This is a genomic window from Bacteroides timonensis (genome assembly GCF_000513195.1).
GTDB classification, from domain to species: domain Bacteria; phylum Bacteroidota; class Bacteroidia; order Bacteroidales; family Bacteroidaceae; genus Bacteroides; species Bacteroides timonensis.
This window is the reverse complement of the sequence record NZ_CBVI010000007.1, coordinates 108159-128585: the sequence shown is the minus strand read 5'-3', so window position 1 is coordinate 128585 and position 20427 is coordinate 108159. Positions and strand designations below refer to the sequence as shown.

The window sequence follows — 20427 nt, the reverse complement described above, 5'->3', positions numbered from 1 at the left end:
TACCTTCGCTTAAGGCCCCTACAGTGAGGCCGGGAGACCATGCGGGTGAGAGTGCCGGATGTAATAATGCGCAGCCGCTTCCACAGCGAAGCTCTCGGGCATAGGCGGAGGTGCTGGCAGGCACAGGTAGGGGCGATTGTCTGAGCGTAGCGAGTTCGAGCACCGGCTGTGCATGGCAGTATCGGAGTAGCACCGAAGACTCAGCCCGGGTCCTTTCTTTTTGATACTTTTTCTTTCGGACAAGCGAAAGAAAAAGTATAAGATAAATTACCATTTAGTTCATAACCGCTCAGAAACGAATTAACTCCGCCAACGGTACTATGTATAACTTAAATAAATTAATTATGAGCAAGATTGATTTTTTAAAAGAACAGATTATTGAATCGCGGAATTTCGTGAATCGTTTAGTATCAGAAGTTCCGGAAAACCTGTGGTACACCATCCCCGAAGGCACTGACTCCAACTTCGCATGGCAAATCGGACATCTGATTATCAGTCAGAACTTTCATGCCATCGTCTGCATCACCGGGAGGAATGAAGCCGTCAGCAAACTTATTCCGATGGTCGATTACGTAAAGGTTTTCAATGGAATGGGTACATTGCATCGCTCCGCCGAAAAGAATTTAATTCCTGTAGCAGAGCTAAAAAAACAACTGGACGCTGTTCATGAGATATGTATCAGTAACCTCTCCCGTCTGGACGACCGTATTTTATTAGAGGATTTAGAGCCTATTCCCTTCAAACACCCGGTTGCCAATAATAAGTACGAAGCCCTTGCCTGGTGCTTCAAGCATGAGATGTGGCACAGTGCTGAGATGGAAGCGATAAAACGGACATTGGGGCATCCTATCAAATGGATGTAATGGCATCAGCCTCAAAAGGCAGTTTTCTTTTGGATAAATCAATAGAATACCTAAAAGGAAACTGTTGTACACTGGGGTTATGGAGCTTTTGACATCTTCTTGAAAGTAAAAAAGAAAGCTTTATAGGAAAAATAAAAGAGTAAGAAGCTTTTTAATTCAAGAATTTACTATATTTGTGCTGCTGTTAATCGGCAAGGGATATCCCTTCTGTTCTTTGAAATAAAATATCGAAGCGTTCAGCTTTTTTGCGTTCTAGAAAACTACCAATTTTCGTTGTGCCTTTGGCATAACATACAACACGTAAAAAATGACTGAACGCCTGCGTTTCTATAGGCGTGGGCGTTCCTTTCATTTGTGTTGTTGGGATTGGTAGTTCCTTCTAGAACATTTGAAAGTGTGACGTTCCACGTTTTTTTTGTATCCTTTTGGCAGCAAATTAGCATCAATATATATAAAAAATAAAATACTCAAAGGTGAGTCAAATCGGGCCATGTGGAAGCCGGACGGCTGAAAAGTCGCAAACGCAACGCAATTGCATTGCTACTCACCTTTGACTATTAAATTAGACCTGAAAACTTCAGCTCTGGTATACCTGCAAGCAAGGTAGACGGGAGGATGTATTTTTACAACATTCTCCTTCTTCTGAGTCCCAAGACAAATAAAACATCTCCGCAAAATTGGTATAACAAATTTGTATACAATACAGCAATTCAAATCCCCATATATTTGCAACAAACCAAACAAACTATATAAGTATGAAGAACTTGGTATCTATTTGCACGGATTTGAATTAGTTGACGAGGAGACGAGTTAACAAGGGGACGAGCCCTTTCTTTTCAGATATGAATATCCTCCTTTACCTTATAAATATATAGTTGTTTTCTTTTTACTTTAAAAGTTATACAGCAGTTCTTCCAGTGTAATACCACTATCTGCATACGGATACGTTTCAGGCGTTTCTTCACGGAATCCCGCTCCAGATGCATCACTTGTGCCATACTCGACTGAGATAATTGCATTTTCACCATGCAGCAGTAACGCAAGTCGTCTTTATTGAGACTTGGGTAAGTCTGCTGCAAGCGTTTCGTAAAGTTGTCGAAGATAATATCAGCATTCTGCACAATGTCATCCCAGTCTTCATCTGAAAGGATGACATTGCCGCCCTTCTCTAATTCTTGCACCACCTTCTGGCTTAATCTCCTGAAAAAGGTTTCCTTCAGCCTTGCTTCTTTTTGTTCCATTTCCACCATGCGACGAAGACTCTCGGAAGTGACCTTACGTTGTTGCTTCAGTTCCTTTTCCTGTTGCACGAGCTGATGTTGCTGCGCCATCAGGCGATTACGGTTACAGCGATAGATGAAATATACCGCACTTGCCACCCAAACCAACAGCAAAGAGATTGTGGTCATCCAATACACATTACGCTGCCTTTGCGCAGCCCGGGTGCGCCAATACAGGTTTTCTACCGAAAGCTGTTCGTGTTTGTAAAGCTCTTGCAATGCAATGGCTTCCTCAGTATGACGATACTTTCGTATGGTATCGGATAATTCAATAAAGCATTGTAGCATAGGATAGGCATCTGAAGCACGGGATATCTTATGATATATTCTCGCCATACTATTATAGACATCGGCCACCGAAGAAGGATTTGGACTGGAGATAACTTTCTGAAAATAGTGATATGCCGAATCATATTGTCCCAGTTTACCAAACAACTCCAACTTTACCCCATAGAGCGAAAGAATTCTTTTATAGCTGACATCTGCTCTATCTGATTCACTTTCCCGAATCGGATAACATCTTTTTCTGGAATCAGATATTTTCTCTGGTTCATCTGCAAGAAAGGCAATTTCTTTTATAACTTATATTCCAAAACAAAACCGGGATGATGAGATATAAATCTCATCATCCCGGCATTTACTTCCTAATTACTGATGTTTTATCTTGTACTTGCCAACATTAAAGTAACATTATCATCATTTATTTCATAAACAGTCTTTTCAATATTGCTGTCGTAAGCATTGCTCTTGGAATTCCAACGGGCATAGTTAAGTTCAACTTCATTGTTGGCATAGGAAACATCCATCTTGAAGTAAGGAACCCAAGCCTCTTGTGTACTATCCCATTTGGAGGCTTCTTTGCTGGTTACACGATTTTCGTTATCGTAAGTATAGGTGTAACGGAGGTGGCGGTACAGATGTCCGTCTTCGTTCTTAAAGATAGTCTTTGCGGTCATCAACTCGCCGGTCATCTCTTCATTCTTTACGTACTGGGTAGGATTGCTGGCACTTGCAGAAAAGTTCATTACACTTGCCATTACTACTGCTAACATTACAACTGCTTTAGAAATTAAGTTCGTTTTCATAATCGTTATTTTTTTATTGTTATTACTTCTTGATTTTTGAGAGGAAGTCTTTGTCAACCGCCTTCGATAATATATAGTCAATTGGCGTGCCAAAACAATAAAATGCTGATTATCAATGAATATTCAATTTTAAGCGATGTTCATTTCCGGACAAGTGTCCGCATGAAAACGAACAGTAAGGACAAAAAAATATTCGAGACACAGTTTAGTGCCCCGAATAAATATAGTAATCGAATAGTAGGAACTATACGTTTTCTTCCAGCATCAGCCCCACACCTTTCACCGTTTTAATGCTGACTGATGAATCTTCAGCTATCAACTTACGGAGTTTTGTGACAAATACATCCAGGCTGCGGGAAGCAAAATAATCATCTTCCGTATTCCAGAACTTATCAAGAATGGCTTCACGGCGTACTACATCACCTCTGTTCTCACAAAGCATTTGCAACAGTCCTGCTTCACGGGCGGTCAATGTCTTGTTTTCACCGGAAGAATGTTTCAATATGGCGTGCGTAGCATCAAGCACATATTCCTTTCCAATCTTGTAACATTCGCTTTCGTCCTTACTCTTTTCACCTTTGGAGAGTTTCAACAAAGCATGAATATGGGCATCCAGTTCTTCGGGAATGAAAGGTTTCTTGATATAATTGTTGGCTCCCAACTCATAGCCTCTCAATACATTTTTGGGAGAAACCAAACCGGAAGAAAAGATTATAGGCGTCTCTTTATCTACTTCACGGATACGCTTCACCATCTCATAACCATCCATGACGGGCATTTCTATATCCGAGAGAATGACATCGGGACGGTGTTCCCTCCACATTGCCAATCCTTCTTCACCATTGGCGGCTGCCAACACTTCATAGCCCTCTATGATATCTTCCAATCCGCTCTGAACGATGTAACGCAGGCTGGGATCGTCCTCAACTAACAATAACTTTATTGTATCCATGTCTTTGATATGAATTGTATTAACTTCCAGTTGTATGCCACAAAAGTAATAAATTATTCGTTAACCCGAAGATAACATTGCGATATCATTCATTCTTATTGCTCCTACCCTACCTTTACAACATCAAGAATCAGGATTGTATGGTCATGCCAAAAAGAATCATTACTTTTGGACACCAAACTAAAAGTAATTACAATGAATAAAATCATTCTTATTCTGATTACCGCAAGCATGTTCTTCACAAAAGGATATGCCCAGCAGGCAGAAGTCCTTACGTTGGGGGTCTTCCACTTCGAATTTCCCAATCTGGATGTGCAACAAGTATCCGAAGAAGACCAGATAGATGTACTATCTCCTCAATATCAAAAAGAGATAGAGTTAATATCCAAGAAACTGGCACAATTCAAACCGGATGCCATTGTCATTGAATGGCCTTTATACAAACAGTCAGAGATAGACTCTCTCTATAACTCATACCTTACCGGCAAGCATGAGCTGAACAGAAATGAAATTCAGCAGTTAGGTTTCAGAATAGCCCGAATGTGCAATGCCAAGATATACTGTGCAGATGCTTGGGGAGCACACACTACCCACATAGAGAAACTGCTGGATGATGATGAAAGTAATGAATATCTGGCTTTTGAAGAAAGCTTCTCAAACTCTCCCGACTCTGCTTTGTACTATGAAGATGAACCCATATTCAAGCAGCAAGGGATACTTGCACAACTGATACATCTCAACGATCCGGTACATATCAAGAAAGATTTAGGAAACTATCTTATCAAGCATTTCAAGTATGAATCCGTCAAAGGCGATTATACCGGAACAGACTTTGAATCCGGAAGATGGTTCAACCGGAATCTAAGGATACTCAGGAATATCCAGCGGATTCCCGATACCGCCGGCAAACGGATACTGGTTATTTTCGGCGCAGCGCACATGAACATCCTGAACTATCTGTTTGAATGTTCTCCCGAATACAAACTACTGAATATAAACGATTACCTGAAGTAAATATCTACTTCTTCTATTTTATCGGAAATGAAAACTTTGGCGGTCTAATCGTAGGGCCTCCACCAAAGTCACCGCTGCCGCGTTTATCAAACACCACGTTGCGCAGAATCTCGTACATTATTCCGCCTACATCCAACCCCAGCTTAAACTTCTCGAAGCGATAATAAGGTATCACAACGGGAACCGTCTGCCAACCTCCACGCATGGCATCGTAATAGCGCTGGGCACCGACCTCCATACCAAAACGTTCGGACATATCAAGAGACATCGTAGCACCATAACTATTAGTGCTCATCCCGTAAGAATTACCGATATCATACGAACCGAAGACATTGAAGGCAACCCGGTCGGAAGCACGATAAGTCAGCCTACCCGCAGTACTGAAGGCTTGCCCGGTGATACGAGACATATTTATCTTCATGGCATTGGCACGAAGTTGCAATGATAGCCGATCATTAAAGATATGCTGATATCCTAACGAAGCATTATTGAAACGCCCGATGCCCGGAATACTGGTCTGGCCCCCGGAACCGAATACCGCTCCATGAGGAAATTGCCTTAATACGCCTCCCGTACTATAATCGCCCCGGAATAGCGGAGAAGGATTTATATGATAAGGGATACGAAGTTCCTCTTTCAAGGAGAAAGAAGGCAAATCACCTAACTGTATAGGATTTATCAAAGGATATACGGTTTTTTCGGGAAGCAGGTTGACGGATGGAAGCTGATATGTAGCTTTCGGCTTTATCAACATACTATCAAGAGTGAAGCGTGTACTATCTTCCTGTGCAGAAAGCAACTGCAAACCAGAAATGAACAGAAAAAATAATCCCCAACGAATTGGGAGCCAAGATATGCCAACCCTGCGTGTCATAATCTACCTCCTTTGTTTTTTACGGACTCTGTATACAAAAATAGTAAAAGGCTATCTGAATAACAAATAGTTGAGTACATTTCATCTTTGCCAGCAGGCTTTTTTAACGCAAGGGGAATTGTAGCGTAAATTCACTGTAACTCCCTTCCATACTTTCTACCTTCACCATACCGCCGTGGGCACTCACCACCTGCAACACATAATTCAATCCTAACCCGAAACCTGATGCACCCGTCTTACGACTACCGGAAGCAATCCTCTCGAACTTATTGAATATCTTATGCTGTTCGCTCAAAGGGATGCCAATACCGTTATCATGCACTCTAACAATGGTTCCATCCTCTGTCTTTGTACCTGAAAGAACGATCAGAACCTCTTCATTAGAGTATTTGACAGCATTGTCCACCAGATTGGAAAGTATCTCACGCAGACAGAAAGCATCCGCATAAACACTACATCCTTCTTCACAATCGATATCAAAATGAACCGTCTTCGCCGCTTTCAACTGATACTTTTCCGCTATATCCCGCAGCAACGGTCTTAGGGCAATTTCTTCTTTATGTAGTTCCAGTTCTCCACGGTCTATCTCTGTCAGCATTACTACACGATTGGAAAGTGTCAGCAGATGTTCGCACTCATCCCCCATCACTTGCCTGTAGCGGACCAGCTTCTCCGGCTTATCCGCCAACTTACCACCTGCCAGGATATGCGCTCCCATCATGACAGACTGCAACGGTGACTTCATATCATGTATCATGGAGTAAGTAAAGTCCTTCTGAAACTGCTCCAACCGACGCTGTGCCCGCAACATACGTATCTGAAAGAAAACACAGAGAGATACGAAAAGGAAAGCAATAAGCAGCGGAACCTGCATATACCATGTGGTACTCATAATAGTATGTTGTGGTGAACGAACCACAGCAAAGATACAACTCGTACTATCCTTATCCAACGGAAACAGCCGGGTAGTAATATCCCCGAAGTCAACAGCCGGACTACCAGTATAAAGTATCAACTCCCGGGACGGATACCTGATCCAACGGATATCCGCCCTATCCGGAAAACCTGTTTCCAAAAGCTGTTTTCTGAAAACACTGTCGGCAAACTGCAAGGAGAACGGAATGGGCACACGGCTACGCAGACTGATCGTATCCTGTATATCATAAACCATCTTCATACGGAAGCCTTCATCAAACTTATTGTAAAGATGCCGAATGGTAAGCAACTGTATCCGGTAGCGATAACCTTTCTCCAGATATACCTTATAAAGCTCGTCCATCATACGCCGCGGATAAGGGAGAAATTCTCCCGGCGAGCTATCCCAATTAAAATCAGGGTTAGCCTTAGTGAAAAGCGGATACCTATGTAAGTCTGCCTCCCGGTAGAAAGCCTCTTCCAATTGCTCCTCCACCTGATACCGTATCTTTTGAGAGGTCGTATAATACAAATATCCCGACCAGACAGCCAGCAACAGGAATACTCCCGTCAGGCTGACTATAGAAATTGCTTTAAGAGAAATAGGCCTGCCTGTACTTCCTTGCCGGATTTCTGCTTTGGCATGTGCCAGAGTAGCATTGGTTCTCTCAAAGAGTACGTTGCTTTGTGCCTCTATCTCTTGCCAGTTTTCTGTGGTTATCAAGTTCTTCATCCGGCTGACGGGATGTTTCATTTCTTCGGCCAACGTATAGAAGTCCTGTTGTTGTTTCTGCAAGTTATGCCGCTGACGGAATACCGACTTCATCTGTACAATCAAGGCATAGAAAGCCGTACCCAGCAATAGCCATGTAATGAATGACAGTAACAGGAGTCTCTTCTCCATCTCCTTGGCAGGAAAAGAAAGAATGGCACGGACAGCCTCCCCACGGGATTTAAAGGTAAAAGCAGCTTCGGAAGTAACAGCGGCAAAGTTACGGATACTTACCTGAGGATTGGTAGTTGCCAGCACCTCATTTGTATTTACATTAATTCGCTCCACGGTCAGCGTTCCATCCATGTCTAATTTCCGCAACTTATTGTGCAACACGCTGTCTATGGTAGCTAACGGAATTTCTTTTATTCCATACACCCGTTGCAAAGTCTGTGCCGCCTGCTGGTAAGTACGCTTATTCTTTTCATTCCCATCAATCCGCTTGTATTTGGGATTAGGGGCATACGCTATGATAGCTACTGAATTATCAGGATAAGGAAGGTTGTTCACCAAATTATCCACTGTCTCCGTGAAAGACATCCGAAAACACTTGTTTAGTAACTTCTCCGCTTCCTGCATCTGTGCATGGAAAGCATAAAGCATTCCACCCAACTGTATCAACACAACAACAATCAGACTCACAAGTGAAAGAGAGATGACAGTACGTAATTTCATCTTATCCGTTTATATTCGCCTGCAAAAATAGCAAATAACTATGGATCACGGAGTAATGTACTACTTTTTATATGCGATGAGAATGCGTTCTTTCCAGCCAATGGCAAGGTACGATGAAAAGAAACGAACGGAAATCAGCATCTCACTGATTAAAAGAGGAATATAAAAATACATACAACTCTAAAAAACAAGAGAGCTTCCCAAAGTAGCAAAAATGTCGTTAACCTAATGATAACATTACGATAACATTCATCCTCATGCCCCTGCCCTATCTTTGCAACATCAAAAGTAACGAAATGTATAACTTAAAAAATAAAATCATTATGAAAGCTCTAGTATTATCAGTAGTATTCGCATTGACATCAGTAGTAAACGCAGTAAGTGGTAACAACGTAAAAGGTTTCGCTTACAACAGTGAAAAACAGGAAAACGGTGTAGAAACCCAGACAGTCTATAAAGTAAAAGAAGGCAAGTACCTGGAACGCCACCTGCAATACAACTACACACATGATGAAAAAGGACGTGTATCCGCAAAGGAAATCCTGAAATGGAACCAGGACAACAGTCGATTTGAAAAGCTGTATTGCCTCAACTTCAGCTACACCGACAACGAAGTAAACGTGGAATATATAGCATGGAACAGCAAAGCCGGTGACTACACAAATGTGAAAGCCAAAGCCGTTTACCAGATGAACGAGAACGGCATGAGCTACATGGCTTACAACTGGAATAAGAAAGATAACTTCTGATTACTCTAACAAGAATTCTCTCTTACAGTTTCTACTGAAAAACTCGGCTGCCGAAAGATAATCTTTCAGACAGCCGCGTTTGCAATTATCACTTAAAGTCAATCTTCGTGTTTAGAATATTCAGAGGATAATTAATTATGTAATTAGTTTAGCCTTAGTTCATCTGTCACCTGACAGGCAAGATTTATGTCATTGTATATCTCTTCAAGCAGATGTTCATTGTCCAGTGCCTGCTTGCGAAGACAGAGGAAGCCGTCGGGCATCACTCCCGCATAGTAAAAAGTATCTTTGCTGAAAAAGAGCATCATATCGTGCCCGAATGTTTCGCGCAGACGGGTAATCTGACGCATGATTGCCGGTGTAAGTATCATACGGGCAGTTACTTCGTCATCGGCATAAACCACGAAATACTTCTCGAAATCCGGGTCTTCCAGATGAACGAAACGGGCATTATAGCGTTTCTTCAAGCCCTGGATATTCTCTGCCAGATAGCCGACCTTTTGTTCCAGATAAGCATAGGTGGTAGCCGCCAATGCCGGATCGGAAAAAGAAGAATTAAAGAGTCTGCTACCGGATAATATACGCTGGTCCAGTTGCGAAGCGAAGGAGAAAAGAACGGATGGAAACATCGCAGACATAATGCTGCGCATGATATAATTTTCCTGCCCTTGGAATTTCATAAGAGAGCGGCTGAATGCGAAGTTCAGCACAATAAATCCCATAAAAACCGGGAAAATGTATTGCGTAACCACACTGTAGTTCTCTAAGCCGATGTATCCAACAAGATACCCCCAAACAGGACGAACATCATCCAACAAAAGACAAAGAGATAGACTATAATGCTCAGAATACGAACGATCTTCTGCCGGAAATATACACGGGAGAGTTCGGTACGAAGCCTTTCGGAAAGGCTTCTGAAGTCAATTGATTCCATATTACATCTACTTTAAAAGTGCACTGACATCCACATTCTGCTGTTCCTGTTCGGGAATATCAATCAGTTCTTCCTGATGATGATTCTGCCGGCCGGCCACGATGGAAGAGGGAAACATCTCAATGGAGTTATTATAGTCGGTGACCGCAGCATTATAGGTGCGGCGTATGGCTTGCAGTTGCAATTCCGTATCTTCAATGCCACGCAAATGCCGCTACGGCATTGCTTTACCCGATTCCGTTTTGCAATCAGATTATTGGCAGTCCAGATATACCAAAGTACCAATAAGATGATAAGGGCTATTCCGATATAAAGAAGTATTCCCTGATTTTCCATAATTTTACTTTCTGATATAGATTAATAATAGTTGTATTGTATCTACTTACGAGAACGGAACAAAAATAAGAAGATAGACATAAAACAGGAAAGAAACAGGGGGGACAAATAAAGAGTCTCATTTTTATTATAAATCTTTGTTTTTCAACTGATTATTATCATTAAACAGAGAAGAAGCAAGGGAATATTTTCAATTATAAGGGGAATAGTCCAATAGAATAACAGACAAAACTAAGGATAATGATCTAATTCATGCTGGTGTAGTAATGAATTCTGTGGTGAATTACCTCATTACCCATCAGAAAGGATTTATTCAGCCAGCAAGTTTTATTAGCTCTTTATACCTTACTAAACTTGCATACCGACTTATAATCGTTAACCTAAAGATAACATTGCGATAACATTCCTTCGCTCCCTGCCGCCTTACCTTTGCAACATCGAAATAACCCCAATGTATCTAAACAAGTCATGAAAAAATTTCAGAAAATAGGAATCGAATTTGCAAAAGGTATTACAATCGTTTTGGCAGCTTACGTATTAATGGCCACAGTCAATCCTGCGTACACAGGACTCAAACACGCCATTGCAAGTATATTCTTCAATTAATAGAAAGAACGAATGATGAAAGCGGATATCTCAATTGTACAAAGCAAGAAAGGAACCGAAATCATGGTTTCGGGAAATAAGATCAACAAGTATGGAATACTAGCTGCAATCCTTTTTACAGTACCCATACTGCTCTTATTCCGATGGATACATGGAGAAGATATGGCTCATGTATCATTGCTGATATTCTGGTCGTGCGCCTTGGCAGGCTTTGGAGTAAATCTATTGCTTCATGCACTATTCTTCGGAATCTTTTCGCCCAAAGGTTTCCGGTCCATCTCTTTCGTAAAGCATAAGGGAGGCATACGTTTCTGCCACTGCAACGAACCCATCAGAATGTGGCAATATCGCACAACCTGCTTCTTACCTATTCTGTTGCTAGGCATCCTTCCGCTTTTGTATGGCATGGCAACAGGGAATTATTATTTCACATTATTCGGAACATTCTTACTTATCGGTAGCATGGACGACATCTGCATCCTCTGGAAACTGCGTTCATTCGGCAAAGGTGCATTTATCAACGACTGTTCACAGGAGTTGCGATTCCATATATGGTAAAATCAGGATCGTGCCGGAAAATAAAGAGTAAACTCACTAAAACGGGCTTCTTCACTCTCCACTTCTACCCTGCCCTCATGCGCCAGCATCACTTGCTGCACATAGTTCAAACCTAAGCCAAAACCTGTGGCACCCCCTTTACTACTGCGTGCCGCCGCCGCAGAACGTTCAAAGCGATTGAAGATGCGCGATTGGTCTTTCAAGGAGATACCCAACCCGTTATCGCATACCTTAATTTTGCAGACTCCCCTTTCCGACTCACAGATAATGTCTATTTTCACCTCTTCACGAGAATACTTGATCGCATTGTCCAATAAGTTTCCCAGCACTTCACGCAGGCAGAAAGCATCCGCATAGACCGTCTCACAACGGTGATAAACCGTATTAAATTCCACTTTTTTATTAGATTTCAAAGAAATCTTCGCTATCAGATCATCGAGCAAGGGGCGCAGGGCGACTTCTTCCTTATGCAACTCCAAATGCCCTTCGTCCAATTGTGTCAGCATCAATACCCTGTTCGATAAAGCCAGCAGATGCTCGCTTTCTTCCGTCATCACCCGTCGGTATTTCTCTTCTTTTTCAGGCTTATCCGCCAGTTTCCCCCCTGCCAGCACATGTGCCGCCATCAGTATGGAGTTCAACGGAGACTTCATATCATGAATCATAGCGTAAGTAAAGTCTTTCTGAAACTGCTCCAGGCGATGTTGCATCCGAAGCACTTTCACCTGACCGAAGATACAATCGAGCATTACCAGGAATGTAATCCATAAGGGCAGCAAAAGATACCAGATAGAAGTCGCCACATAACGATAAGGGTTCTTCACAACTCCCTGCACGCAAAGCGTACTATCTTCTTTCAAAGGAATAAACTGAGAAGTATAATCCCCATACTTTGGAGAGGCGTATCCAACCTGCACAACCGTACTGTCCGAAGAACGGAGAAACTGGCGAATACCACTACACGACTTCATGCCCAACCGGCTCAAATGCCCGGCAAATACCGAATCCAGAAAGAAAGAAGACATAGGTATCTCTATACTGTCCTGATTGATTCTCTGCTGCACGATCAAGGCTGACCGAAGGCGATAGTTTTGGTCAATCGTGTTATAGGTATGTACCACAAACAAACGGTTTATCACATACTCCGATTCCTTTCCCCGCAGAAACTTCTGTTGCTCTTTAGCGAAAGGAGTCTCTTCTAAAATGCTCACATCTTTGTACGCCCCTACTTTTGTGACATGTGAAAGGAAATGTCGATAACGATTATACATCACCTCATCATAGAAAGCTGCTTCAAAACAATCATTCACCTGATAAGCAGTCTCACGGGCAGCTGTACGGTACAAATAGGCAAACCAAGCTACCATCAACAAACAACTTGCCAGCAGACTGACTATGAAGAATACCTTAAATGAATGTTGTTTACGGGCCTGGCGTTTCCGTTCCTCTTCTTTAGCCATGGAAAGTGTTTGCTCCGTCATATCCAGAATCTGCCTGCTCGATGTTTCTATGGCCTCCCACTGTTGTTCGGGAATCTGCCGGCGTACCTTACCTATCGGCAATCTCATTTTCTCCGCCAAAGCATAGAAAGCAGAGCGCTGTTCTTCAATCCCCCGGCGCTGGCTGATGATATACTTCATCTGCTGTGCCCAGCTGTAAATGAGGAAAGCAGTCAATAACAAAGTAGGAAGGAACAGGAAAAACACATCCTTTACAAGTGGAAGGAAAGGAGAAATGATGGCAGCTTCTATCGCTTTCCCCTTACCCTCATTCAGCCATGCTTGCTCCGAAATAACCGTTTTGAAACGTCTGTAAGCGGAATATTTACTGTGATCTTCTACCGAATCAATCCATACGGTCCTATCAATGTTCTTCCATTTCAGCTTCTTTTCCAATACCTTCTCCATCTCATCCAAAGGTATCTCCACGTGATAAGCATCTTCCAGAAAAGAAGCCACTTGCTGATATCCAAGAAATACCAGTTCATCATAAGACATCTTTTCATCTCTGCGGATGTACGAATAACAAGGTATGGTATTGTCAGGAAAAGGCAGGTTATTCACCTGGTTATCTACCGTTTCTATAAAAGCCTGCCGGAAACATTCGTTCAGTGTACGCTTCGCCTCATTTTTATAGCTGTCATAAGCATATATCATGCCTCCCAATTGTATCACCACAACGAGAAATAATCCTATGATAGAGAGGATATAGAGTGAACGAAGCTTCATCTTGCTATTGTTTGGGGGACAAAGATAGCGTTTTCAACATCCACTTCCATACAGGAAGGACATGAATCGTATATTCATCGGCATTTATTTCTTCCTCTTCTTCAAGAGTCAGAATGAGTAATTCACGGCATCCCGTAGCTTGAGCCGCTTCCAAAAGGCCGTCTATTTCCCGCTGACGGGTATCTTCATCGTGCAAAGTATAGGTCACTTGAATCAAGTGAATCACTTCTTCATGATTAGTAATTACAAAATCACATTCTTTTTTACCCTTATAGTAATGTAAACCTCCTTGTATTGGCAAATTCCGGCGTAAATGAAGATAAACGGTATTCTCAAGCAATTTGCCATTATCTTCACTTTGAGGATTAAGCAACACAGAGCGTAAACCATTATCAATACAATAATATTTCTTATCTCCACTATTCTCTTTCATGAGTGAGGGTTCATATTTCGTTAACGGGAAAAACAGATAAATAGATTCAGTCTGTACAATTACGTCATACAAGGTATTCTTTCCGATACTGACTCCCTGCGATTTCAATTCGTTATAAATACGATTGATAGAGGTCGGTTTCGTCAAATTACTCATCACTCTCTTGATAAAGTAACGGACAGGCTCCGGATTCTTTATTTCATATCTTTCTACTAAATCCTTATAGAGCATTACAAAGAAATATTCCTGCAAAATACGATCCTTCAACATAGGAATGGCAAGACTAACTTCAGGAAAACCACCTTGATGCAGGTACTCTTTAAAGGCGTTTACAATACGTGCCCGATATTCGGGTACATAATAATTGGTATCTACGCCTACGAATGAACAATATTCCCGAAATGAAAGAGGAAACTCTTCGTACTGTAATGTACGGCCTCGCAAAGAAGTGGCAAGTTCCGACGAAAGCATATTCGAGTTACTGCCTGTTATAAAGATGTGCTTACACTCCTGTTCATACACCCTGCGCACAAATGGTTGCCAATCTTCTGTCATTTGTATTTCATCAAAGAACATATATACATCTTTCAGTGAAATATCAGGATATAGCTCCCGGTAAGCCTGCAGAATCTCATCCAAATTTTCAGCATTGAATTGCAAACGCTCATCATCGAAATTCAGAAAAAGTATCTGCTCCTTCCGGATGCCTTTCTCCGAAATCAATTGATTGATTGCCAACAAGAATAAAGAAGATTTGCCACAACGCCTTACACCCGGAACCGTAATTATCTTGTTACTATCTACGGGCAACGCCAATTCACGGGGATATACTTCCACAAGTAATCCTGCCTGGAAACCTGCAATCAACTGTTTTAGTAATTCCTTCTTTTTCATAAAGACAGTTTATTTAATTTCTTTCCTTCTTAAAAAGACAAAAATACAAAAAACTTTCTTTTTGAAAAAGAAATATCTGGTAAATTCTGAAAAAACATCTACTATCCCATCACTCCACCACCCTACCCTGGATGTATCCGGGACGTACTTACCAAGATACAAAGCTGCATTTGCAGTTGATAAAATCAACGGGACTTCTGCGTTAACCTAACGATAACGTTGTGATAACATTCATCCTCGCGCCCCTGCCCTATCTTTGCAACATCGAAAGAAACAAGAATGTATAACTTAAAAAATAAAATCATTATGAAAGCTTTAGTATTATCAGTAGTATTTGCATTGACATCAGTAGTAAACGCAGTAAGCGGAAACAATCTGGAAGGCTTCGCCTACAACACGGAAATGAACGAGGGTCGCATAAAGACGGAAACCGTATTCAAAGTAGAAAACAAGAAGTATCTGCATCATCATTTGCAGTATAACTATGCGTACAATGCCGAAGGACGTGTATCAGCCAAAGAGGTACTGAAATGGAACAAGGAGAACCAAAGTTTTGAGAAGCAATATTGCCTGAACTTCTCTTATGACGGAACGAATATAAACGTGGAATACGTAGCATGGAACAGCAAAACGAACGCTTACGCTGATGTAAAAGCAAAAGCTGTTTACCAGATAAACGCAATGGGTGCGAATTACCAAAGCTATAAATGGAACAAGAAAGACAATTCCTGGAACCTGACGGCAGAACACAGCACGCAACCGGAGAATATCATTCTATTTGCAAAAAAATAAATTCATGTGTTGCAAATACGCGTTACTTCTTTCCTGCAATATACACCCCACCCATAATACAGCCTGCCCCAATCAGTGCAATAATTGTGAGATGTTCATCCAACAGGATAGCCGATCCTACCAAAGTGAACAGCGGATTGAGATAAATATAGTTGGAAGCGCGTACCGTTCCCAGATTTTTCAGTACGATATTCCAAATTACAAAACAAATTAGGGAAGCAACCACACCCAGAAACAATAAATTCAACAGAACGGAAGGCTGAATGAGCAAAGAAAGATCAGCCTTCCAAGGTTGAAACATAAAGACGGGAAGCGTAGTCAATATGCCATAGAAAAATATCTTACGGGTAATAAAGATAGTATTGTACCTCCCTGTCATCTTCTTCATTATCAAACTATAGAATGCCCATGAAAGAGCAGCAACCAAAGTCAGAAAATCGCCCAACGGAGATATTTTCAAAACAAAACTCCCATTATAAACCACCATTGCCACCCCTACCAATGCCATCAGTGAACCGCCTATCAAAGTACGGGTAGCCTTTTCTTTCTTATAAATCATCAATGAAAAGATAGTGGTGAGCAGCGGAGCCGTACAAACAATAAACGCCACATTGGTAGCCAATGTAATGCCCAAAGCCATATTCTCCGTCAGAAAATAGACGGAACCGCCTGTGATGCCACCCAACAACAACCAAAGTTCATCCTTCCAGTTATTTGCAAACAGCTTGCGGGGAGATATAAACCAGATACCAATATAAGCAATCAGAAAACGAAGCAGAAATATTTCTTTCGGAGAAAGTCCATTGGCTATTAAAACTTTGGTGGAGATAAAAGTTAATCCCCACACTCCTACGGTGAAGATCGCTATCAGATGATAGGTGTAATTTTTCTTCTCATTCATATGTTCCCGATAAATTGGAGGCAAAGATATACCATTTCTACTTTTTGTACAATAAAACAAGGGATTTAATAGACACCGAAAACGTTTTTAATAAATAAGGGTGACGTTTTTAAAAAACTTTACCCACGTTTATTAACAATATGATTAGAGTGTTTTTCAGCAATCTGGCAGAAAAATAAACAAAAAGGGATTTAATCTTCTCAGACTTCATCCCTTGAAATATCCTAAAAACACTTTTGTGTAAAATCCTATTGAATTAACTTAGCCATTTTTTGTATTACATTACTTGAATTAGTTTTAATAAGCACTTCACAAATATAAGCAATAAAAATCACTTTGTCAAGTATTTATTTATATTTTTTCTACCTTTTCTGCTACTTTATCACTAAACAGGAAAAAATATATATTTTCATAATGTTCCGCTACCTGTCTGAAACATATCCGAGCCGCACTTGCTCCATACATTCTCCGGTCAAAAGTACCTCTACACGGAGAAAGTACGGCTTTGGTACGAAGCAAGTGCATCCCTGGTACGGTCCGGACAGATACTTTTTTATTGTACTAAGCTATGAATCTGAAAATAAACCTGTAAATTTGCACCGTTTAATAAAGTATATAACTAAGTATCAACCATAAAATAACGAAAGAAAAACATTATGGAGTACAATTTCAGGGAGATTGAAAAGAAGTGGCAGAAAAGGTGGGTGGAAGAGAAAACCTACCAAGTGAAGGAAGATGAGACGAAGCAGAAGTACTATGTACTAAACATGTTCCCCTACCCCTCCGGTGCGGGCCTACACGTAGGACACCCGCTGGGATACATCGCTTCGGACATTTATGCTCGTTACAAACGACTGCAGGGCTTCAATGTACTAAATCCCATGGGATATGATGCTTACGGACTTCCCGCCGAACAATATGCTATACAAACAGGACAACATCCTGCAATTACTACGATCAACAATATCGACCGCTACCGTGAGCAGTTGGATAAGATAGGTTTCTGTTTCGACTGGAGCCGCGAAATCCGTACGTGCGAACCGGAATATTATCATTGGACGCAATGGGCATTCCAGAAGATGTTCAACAGCTATTATTGCAATGATGAACAACAGGCCCGCCCTATCGAAGAGCTGATACAGGCTTTCGAGCAAGTAGGTACCAACGGCATGAATGTGGCTTGTGGCGAAGAACTCAGCTTCACTGCCGAAGAATGGAAAGCCAAGAACGAGAAAGAGAAACAGGAAATCCTGATGAACTATCGTATCGCCTATCTGGGTGAAACGATGGTAAACTGGTGTGCCCAATTGGGTACGGTTTTGGCCAACGATGAAGTGATAGACGGTGTATCCGAACGCGGAGGTTTCCCCGTAGTTCAGAAGAAGATGCGTCAATGGTGTCTTCGCGTTTCTGCCTATTCACAACGCTTGTTGGACGGACTGGATACTATCGATTGGACAGATTCTCTGAAAGAAACTCAAAGAAACTGGATCGGTCGCAGCGAAGGTGCCGAAGTGCAGTTCAAAGTAAAAGACAGCGATCTGGAATTTACCATCTTCACCACTCGTGCAGATACGATGTTCGGTGTTACTTTCATGGTGTTGGCCCCGGAAAGCGAATTGGTAGCCCAGCTGACTACTCCTGAGCAAAAGGACGAAGTTAACGCTTATCTGGAACGTACAAAGAAACGTACCGAACGTGATCGTATCACAGACCGCAGCGTGACGGGTGTATTCTCCGGAAGTTATGCCATTAATCCTTTCACAGGTGAGGCAGTGCCCATCTGGATCAGCGACTATGTACTTGCCGGTTATGGTACAGGTGCCATCATGGCTGTACCTGCACACGATAGCCGTGACTATGCTTTCGCCAAACATTTCGGATTGGAAATCCGTCCGTTGGTAGAAGGTTGCGATGTCAGCGAAGAAAGCTTTGATGCCAAAGAAGGGATCGTTTGCAACTCTCCGAGACCTGATGTAACTCCTTACTGTGATCTTACATTGAACGGACTGACCATCAAAGAAGCTATCGAAAAGACCAAGAGCTACGTAAAAGAACATAATCTGGGACGCGTAAAAGTGAATTATCGTCTTCGTGACGCTATCTTCTCCCGCCAGCGCTACTGGGGTGAACCGTTCCCGGTTTACTACAAGGATGGAATGCCTTATATGATCGATGAAAGCTGTCTGCCGCTTGAATTGCCGGAAGTTGCCAAATTCCTTCCTACCGAAACCGGAGAACCACCGTTGGGACATGCTACCAAATGGGCTTGGGATACCGTAAACAAATGTGTGGTAGAGAATGAAAAGATAGATAACGTTACTGTATTCCCTCTTGAACTGAATACCATGCCGGGCTTTGCAGGTTCCAGCGCTTACTATCTGCGCTATATGGACCCGCATAATAACAAAGCATTGGTTGATAAGAAAATAGATGAATACTGGAAAAGCGTCGACCTCTATGTAGGTGGTACGGAACATGCTACGGGGCACTTGATTTATTCACGTTTCTGGAATAAATTCCTGCACGATGTAGGAGTGTCTATCGTGGAAGAACCGTTCCAGAAGTTGGTGAACCAAGGCATGATACAGGGACGGAGTAACTTCGTTTACCGTATCAAAGATAGCAACAAGTTCGTTTCTCTGAATCTGAAGAATCAGTACGACACTACCCCACTCCATGTGGATGTAAATATCGTATCCAATGATATTTTGGACCTCGAAGCTTTCAAAGCATGGCGTCCTGAATTTGCCAACGCTGAATTTATCCTGGAAGACGGTAAATACATCTGCGGCTGGGCTGTGGAGAAGATGAGTAAATCCATGTTCAACGTCGTTAATCCCGATATGATTGTTGAGAAATACGGTGCGGATACATTGCGTATGTACGAGATGTTCCTCGGTCCGGTAGAGCAATCCAAGCCTTGGGATACGAACGGTATCGACGGTGTGTACCGCTTCATCAAGAAGTTCTGGTCACTGTTCTACGACCGTAACGGAAACTATATGGTGACGGATGAGCCTGCAACCAAGGAAGAACTGAAATCTTTGCATAAACTGATTAAGAAAGTAACGGGCGATATTGAACAGTTCTCTTACAATACTTCCGTCAGTGCTTTCATGATCTGTGTAAACGAGTTATTCAGCCTGAAATGCAGTAAGAAGGAGATATTGAATCAACTGGTTATCGTATTGGCTCCTTTCGCTCCGCACGTATGTGAAGAGTTGTGGGATACACTGGGCCATGCAGACTCAGTTTGCGATGCCAAGTGGCCTGCTTACAACGAAGAATATCTAGTGGAAGATACAATCAATTACACCATATCTTTCAATGGCAAGGCACGCTTCAATATGGAATTCCCTGCTGACGAAACATCAGAAGCCATTCAAAGCACCGTATTGGCAGATGAACGTTCGGCTAAATGGATGGAAGGCAAATCAGTAGTGAAAGTGATTGTCGTTCCGAAGAAGATCGTAAACATTGTTATTAAATAAATTAGTTACGAGCTACGGGCTACAAGAGACAAGTCAACTTGTCTCATTTACCTACACTTGTAGCTCGTAGCT

18 protein-coding genes are annotated in these 20427 nt (G+C 41.9%); 6 read left to right on the top strand and 12 right to left on the bottom strand.

The window, feature by feature from the left end; genetic code table 11:
• The first annotated feature begins 344 nt into the window (after positions 1-344).
• Entirely contained in the window at positions 345-863 is a 519-nt protein-coding gene (locus BN161_RS02575; protein WP_044262775.1) for a DinB family protein, read from the top strand.
• Between the two features lie 184 nt (positions 864-1047).
• Here BN161_RS02575 and BN161_RS29680 read toward each other — a convergent pair whose 3' ends face one another.
• The 4 genes from BN161_RS29680 to BN161_RS02560 all read right to left on the bottom strand — a co-directional run bounded on the left by BN161_RS29680 (position 1048) and on the right by BN161_RS02560 (position 4180).
• Positions 1048-1215, bottom strand: a complete 168-nt coding sequence (locus tag BN161_RS29680) for a hypothetical protein (RefSeq protein WP_167332484.1) — start codon at positions 1213-1215, stop codon at positions 1048-1050.
• 484 nt (positions 1216-1699) lie between these two features.
• Entirely contained in the window at positions 1700-2479 is a 780-nt protein-coding gene (locus BN161_RS02570; protein ID WP_244436389.1) for a hypothetical protein, read from the bottom strand.
• 323 nt (positions 2480-2802) lie between these two features.
• Positions 2803-3228 (bottom strand): DUF3836 domain-containing protein, encoded by a 426-nt coding sequence (locus BN161_RS02565; protein WP_044262773.1) that lies wholly within the window; start codon positions 3226-3228, stop codon positions 2803-2805.
• 244 nt (positions 3229-3472) lie between these two features.
• Positions 3473-4180, bottom strand: a complete 708-nt coding sequence (locus tag BN161_RS02560; protein WP_044262771.1) for a response regulator transcription factor — start codon at positions 4178-4180, stop codon at positions 3473-3475.
• A gap of 195 nt (positions 4181-4375) precedes the next feature.
• On the opposite strand from BN161_RS02560, the gene BN161_RS02555 reads away from it, so the two are divergent.
• Positions 4376-5194, top strand: coding sequence for a DUF5694 domain-containing protein (locus tag BN161_RS02555; protein WP_044262769.1), 819 nt, complete (start codon positions 4376-4378; stop codon positions 5192-5194).
• Between the two features lie 13 nt (positions 5195-5207).
• Here BN161_RS02555 and BN161_RS02550 read toward each other — a convergent pair whose 3' ends face one another.
• Entirely contained in the window at positions 5208-6068 is an 861-nt protein-coding gene (locus BN161_RS02550; protein ID WP_044262767.1) for a hypothetical protein, read from the bottom strand.
• Between the two features lie 103 nt (positions 6069-6171).
• Positions 6172-8430, bottom strand: a complete 2259-nt coding sequence (locus tag BN161_RS02545; RefSeq protein WP_044262765.1) for a sensor histidine kinase — start codon at positions 8428-8430, stop codon at positions 6172-6174.
• Between the two features lie 257 nt (positions 8431-8687).
• On the opposite strand from BN161_RS02545, the gene BN161_RS02540 reads away from it, so the two are divergent.
• Entirely contained in the window at positions 8688-9179 is a 492-nt protein-coding gene (locus tag BN161_RS02540; protein ID WP_081743613.1) for a DUF3836 domain-containing protein, read from the top strand.
• 143 nt (positions 9180-9322) lie between these two features.
• On the opposite strand, the gene BN161_RS02535 is transcribed toward BN161_RS02540, so the two are convergent.
• From BN161_RS02535 to BN161_RS30310, 3 genes are read right to left on the bottom strand one after another with little or no spacing between them, the layout of a single operon-like run.
• The gene (locus tag BN161_RS02535; protein ID WP_244436388.1) at positions 9323-9901 is read right to left on the bottom strand and encodes a DUF3137 domain-containing protein; all 579 of its coding nucleotides are present in this window, start codon (positions 9899-9901) and stop codon (positions 9323-9325) included.
• A 41-nt stretch (positions 9902-9942) separates the two neighbouring features.
• Complete coding sequence (locus BN161_RS30315; protein WP_244436387.1) at positions 9943-10113, bottom strand: hypothetical protein; 171 nt, start codon at positions 10111-10113, stop codon at positions 9943-9945.
• A gap of 7 nt (positions 10114-10120) precedes the next feature.
• Positions 10121-10321, bottom strand: a complete 201-nt coding sequence (locus tag BN161_RS30310) for a LemA family protein (RefSeq protein WP_244436386.1) — start codon at positions 10319-10321, stop codon at positions 10121-10123.
• A 746-nt stretch (positions 10322-11067) separates the two neighbouring features.
• Here BN161_RS30310 and BN161_RS02525 point away from each other — a divergent pair.
• Complete coding sequence (locus BN161_RS02525; RefSeq protein WP_044262763.1) at positions 11068-11613, top strand: metalloprotease family protein; 546 nt, start codon at positions 11068-11070, stop codon at positions 11611-11613.
• 2 nt (positions 11614-11615) lie between these two features.
• Here BN161_RS02525 and BN161_RS02520 read toward each other — a convergent pair whose 3' ends face one another.
• Together BN161_RS02520 and BN161_RS02515 are read right to left on the bottom strand one after the other, a co-directional pair.
• Positions 11616-13841, bottom strand: a complete 2226-nt coding sequence (locus BN161_RS02520; protein WP_044262761.1) for a sensor histidine kinase — start codon at positions 13839-13841, stop codon at positions 11616-11618.
• A gap of 4 nt (positions 13842-13845) precedes the next feature.
• The gene (locus BN161_RS02515; protein WP_044262759.1) at positions 13846-15168 is read right to left on the bottom strand and encodes an ATP-binding protein; all 1323 of its coding nucleotides are present in this window, start codon (positions 15166-15168) and stop codon (positions 13846-13848) included.
• A 306-nt stretch (positions 15169-15474) separates the two neighbouring features.
• On the opposite strand from BN161_RS02515, the gene BN161_RS02510 reads away from it, so the two are divergent.
• Positions 15475-15960: a DUF3836 domain-containing protein gene (locus tag BN161_RS02510; protein WP_081743614.1), complete on the top strand. Its 486-nt coding sequence runs from the start codon at positions 15475-15477 to the stop codon at positions 15958-15960.
• A 22-nt stretch (positions 15961-15982) separates the two neighbouring features.
• On the opposite strand, the gene BN161_RS02505 is transcribed toward BN161_RS02510, so the two are convergent.
• Positions 15983-16861, bottom strand: a complete 879-nt coding sequence (locus BN161_RS02505; protein WP_044262755.1) for a DMT family transporter — start codon at positions 16859-16861, stop codon at positions 15983-15985.
• 656 nt (positions 16862-17517) lie between these two features.
• Here BN161_RS02505 and leuS point away from each other — a divergent pair.
• Entirely contained in the window at positions 17518-20355 is a 2838-nt protein-coding gene (gene leuS / locus BN161_RS02500; RefSeq protein ID WP_044262753.1) for a leucine--tRNA ligase, read from the top strand.
• Positions 20356-20427: the final 72 nt, after the last annotated feature.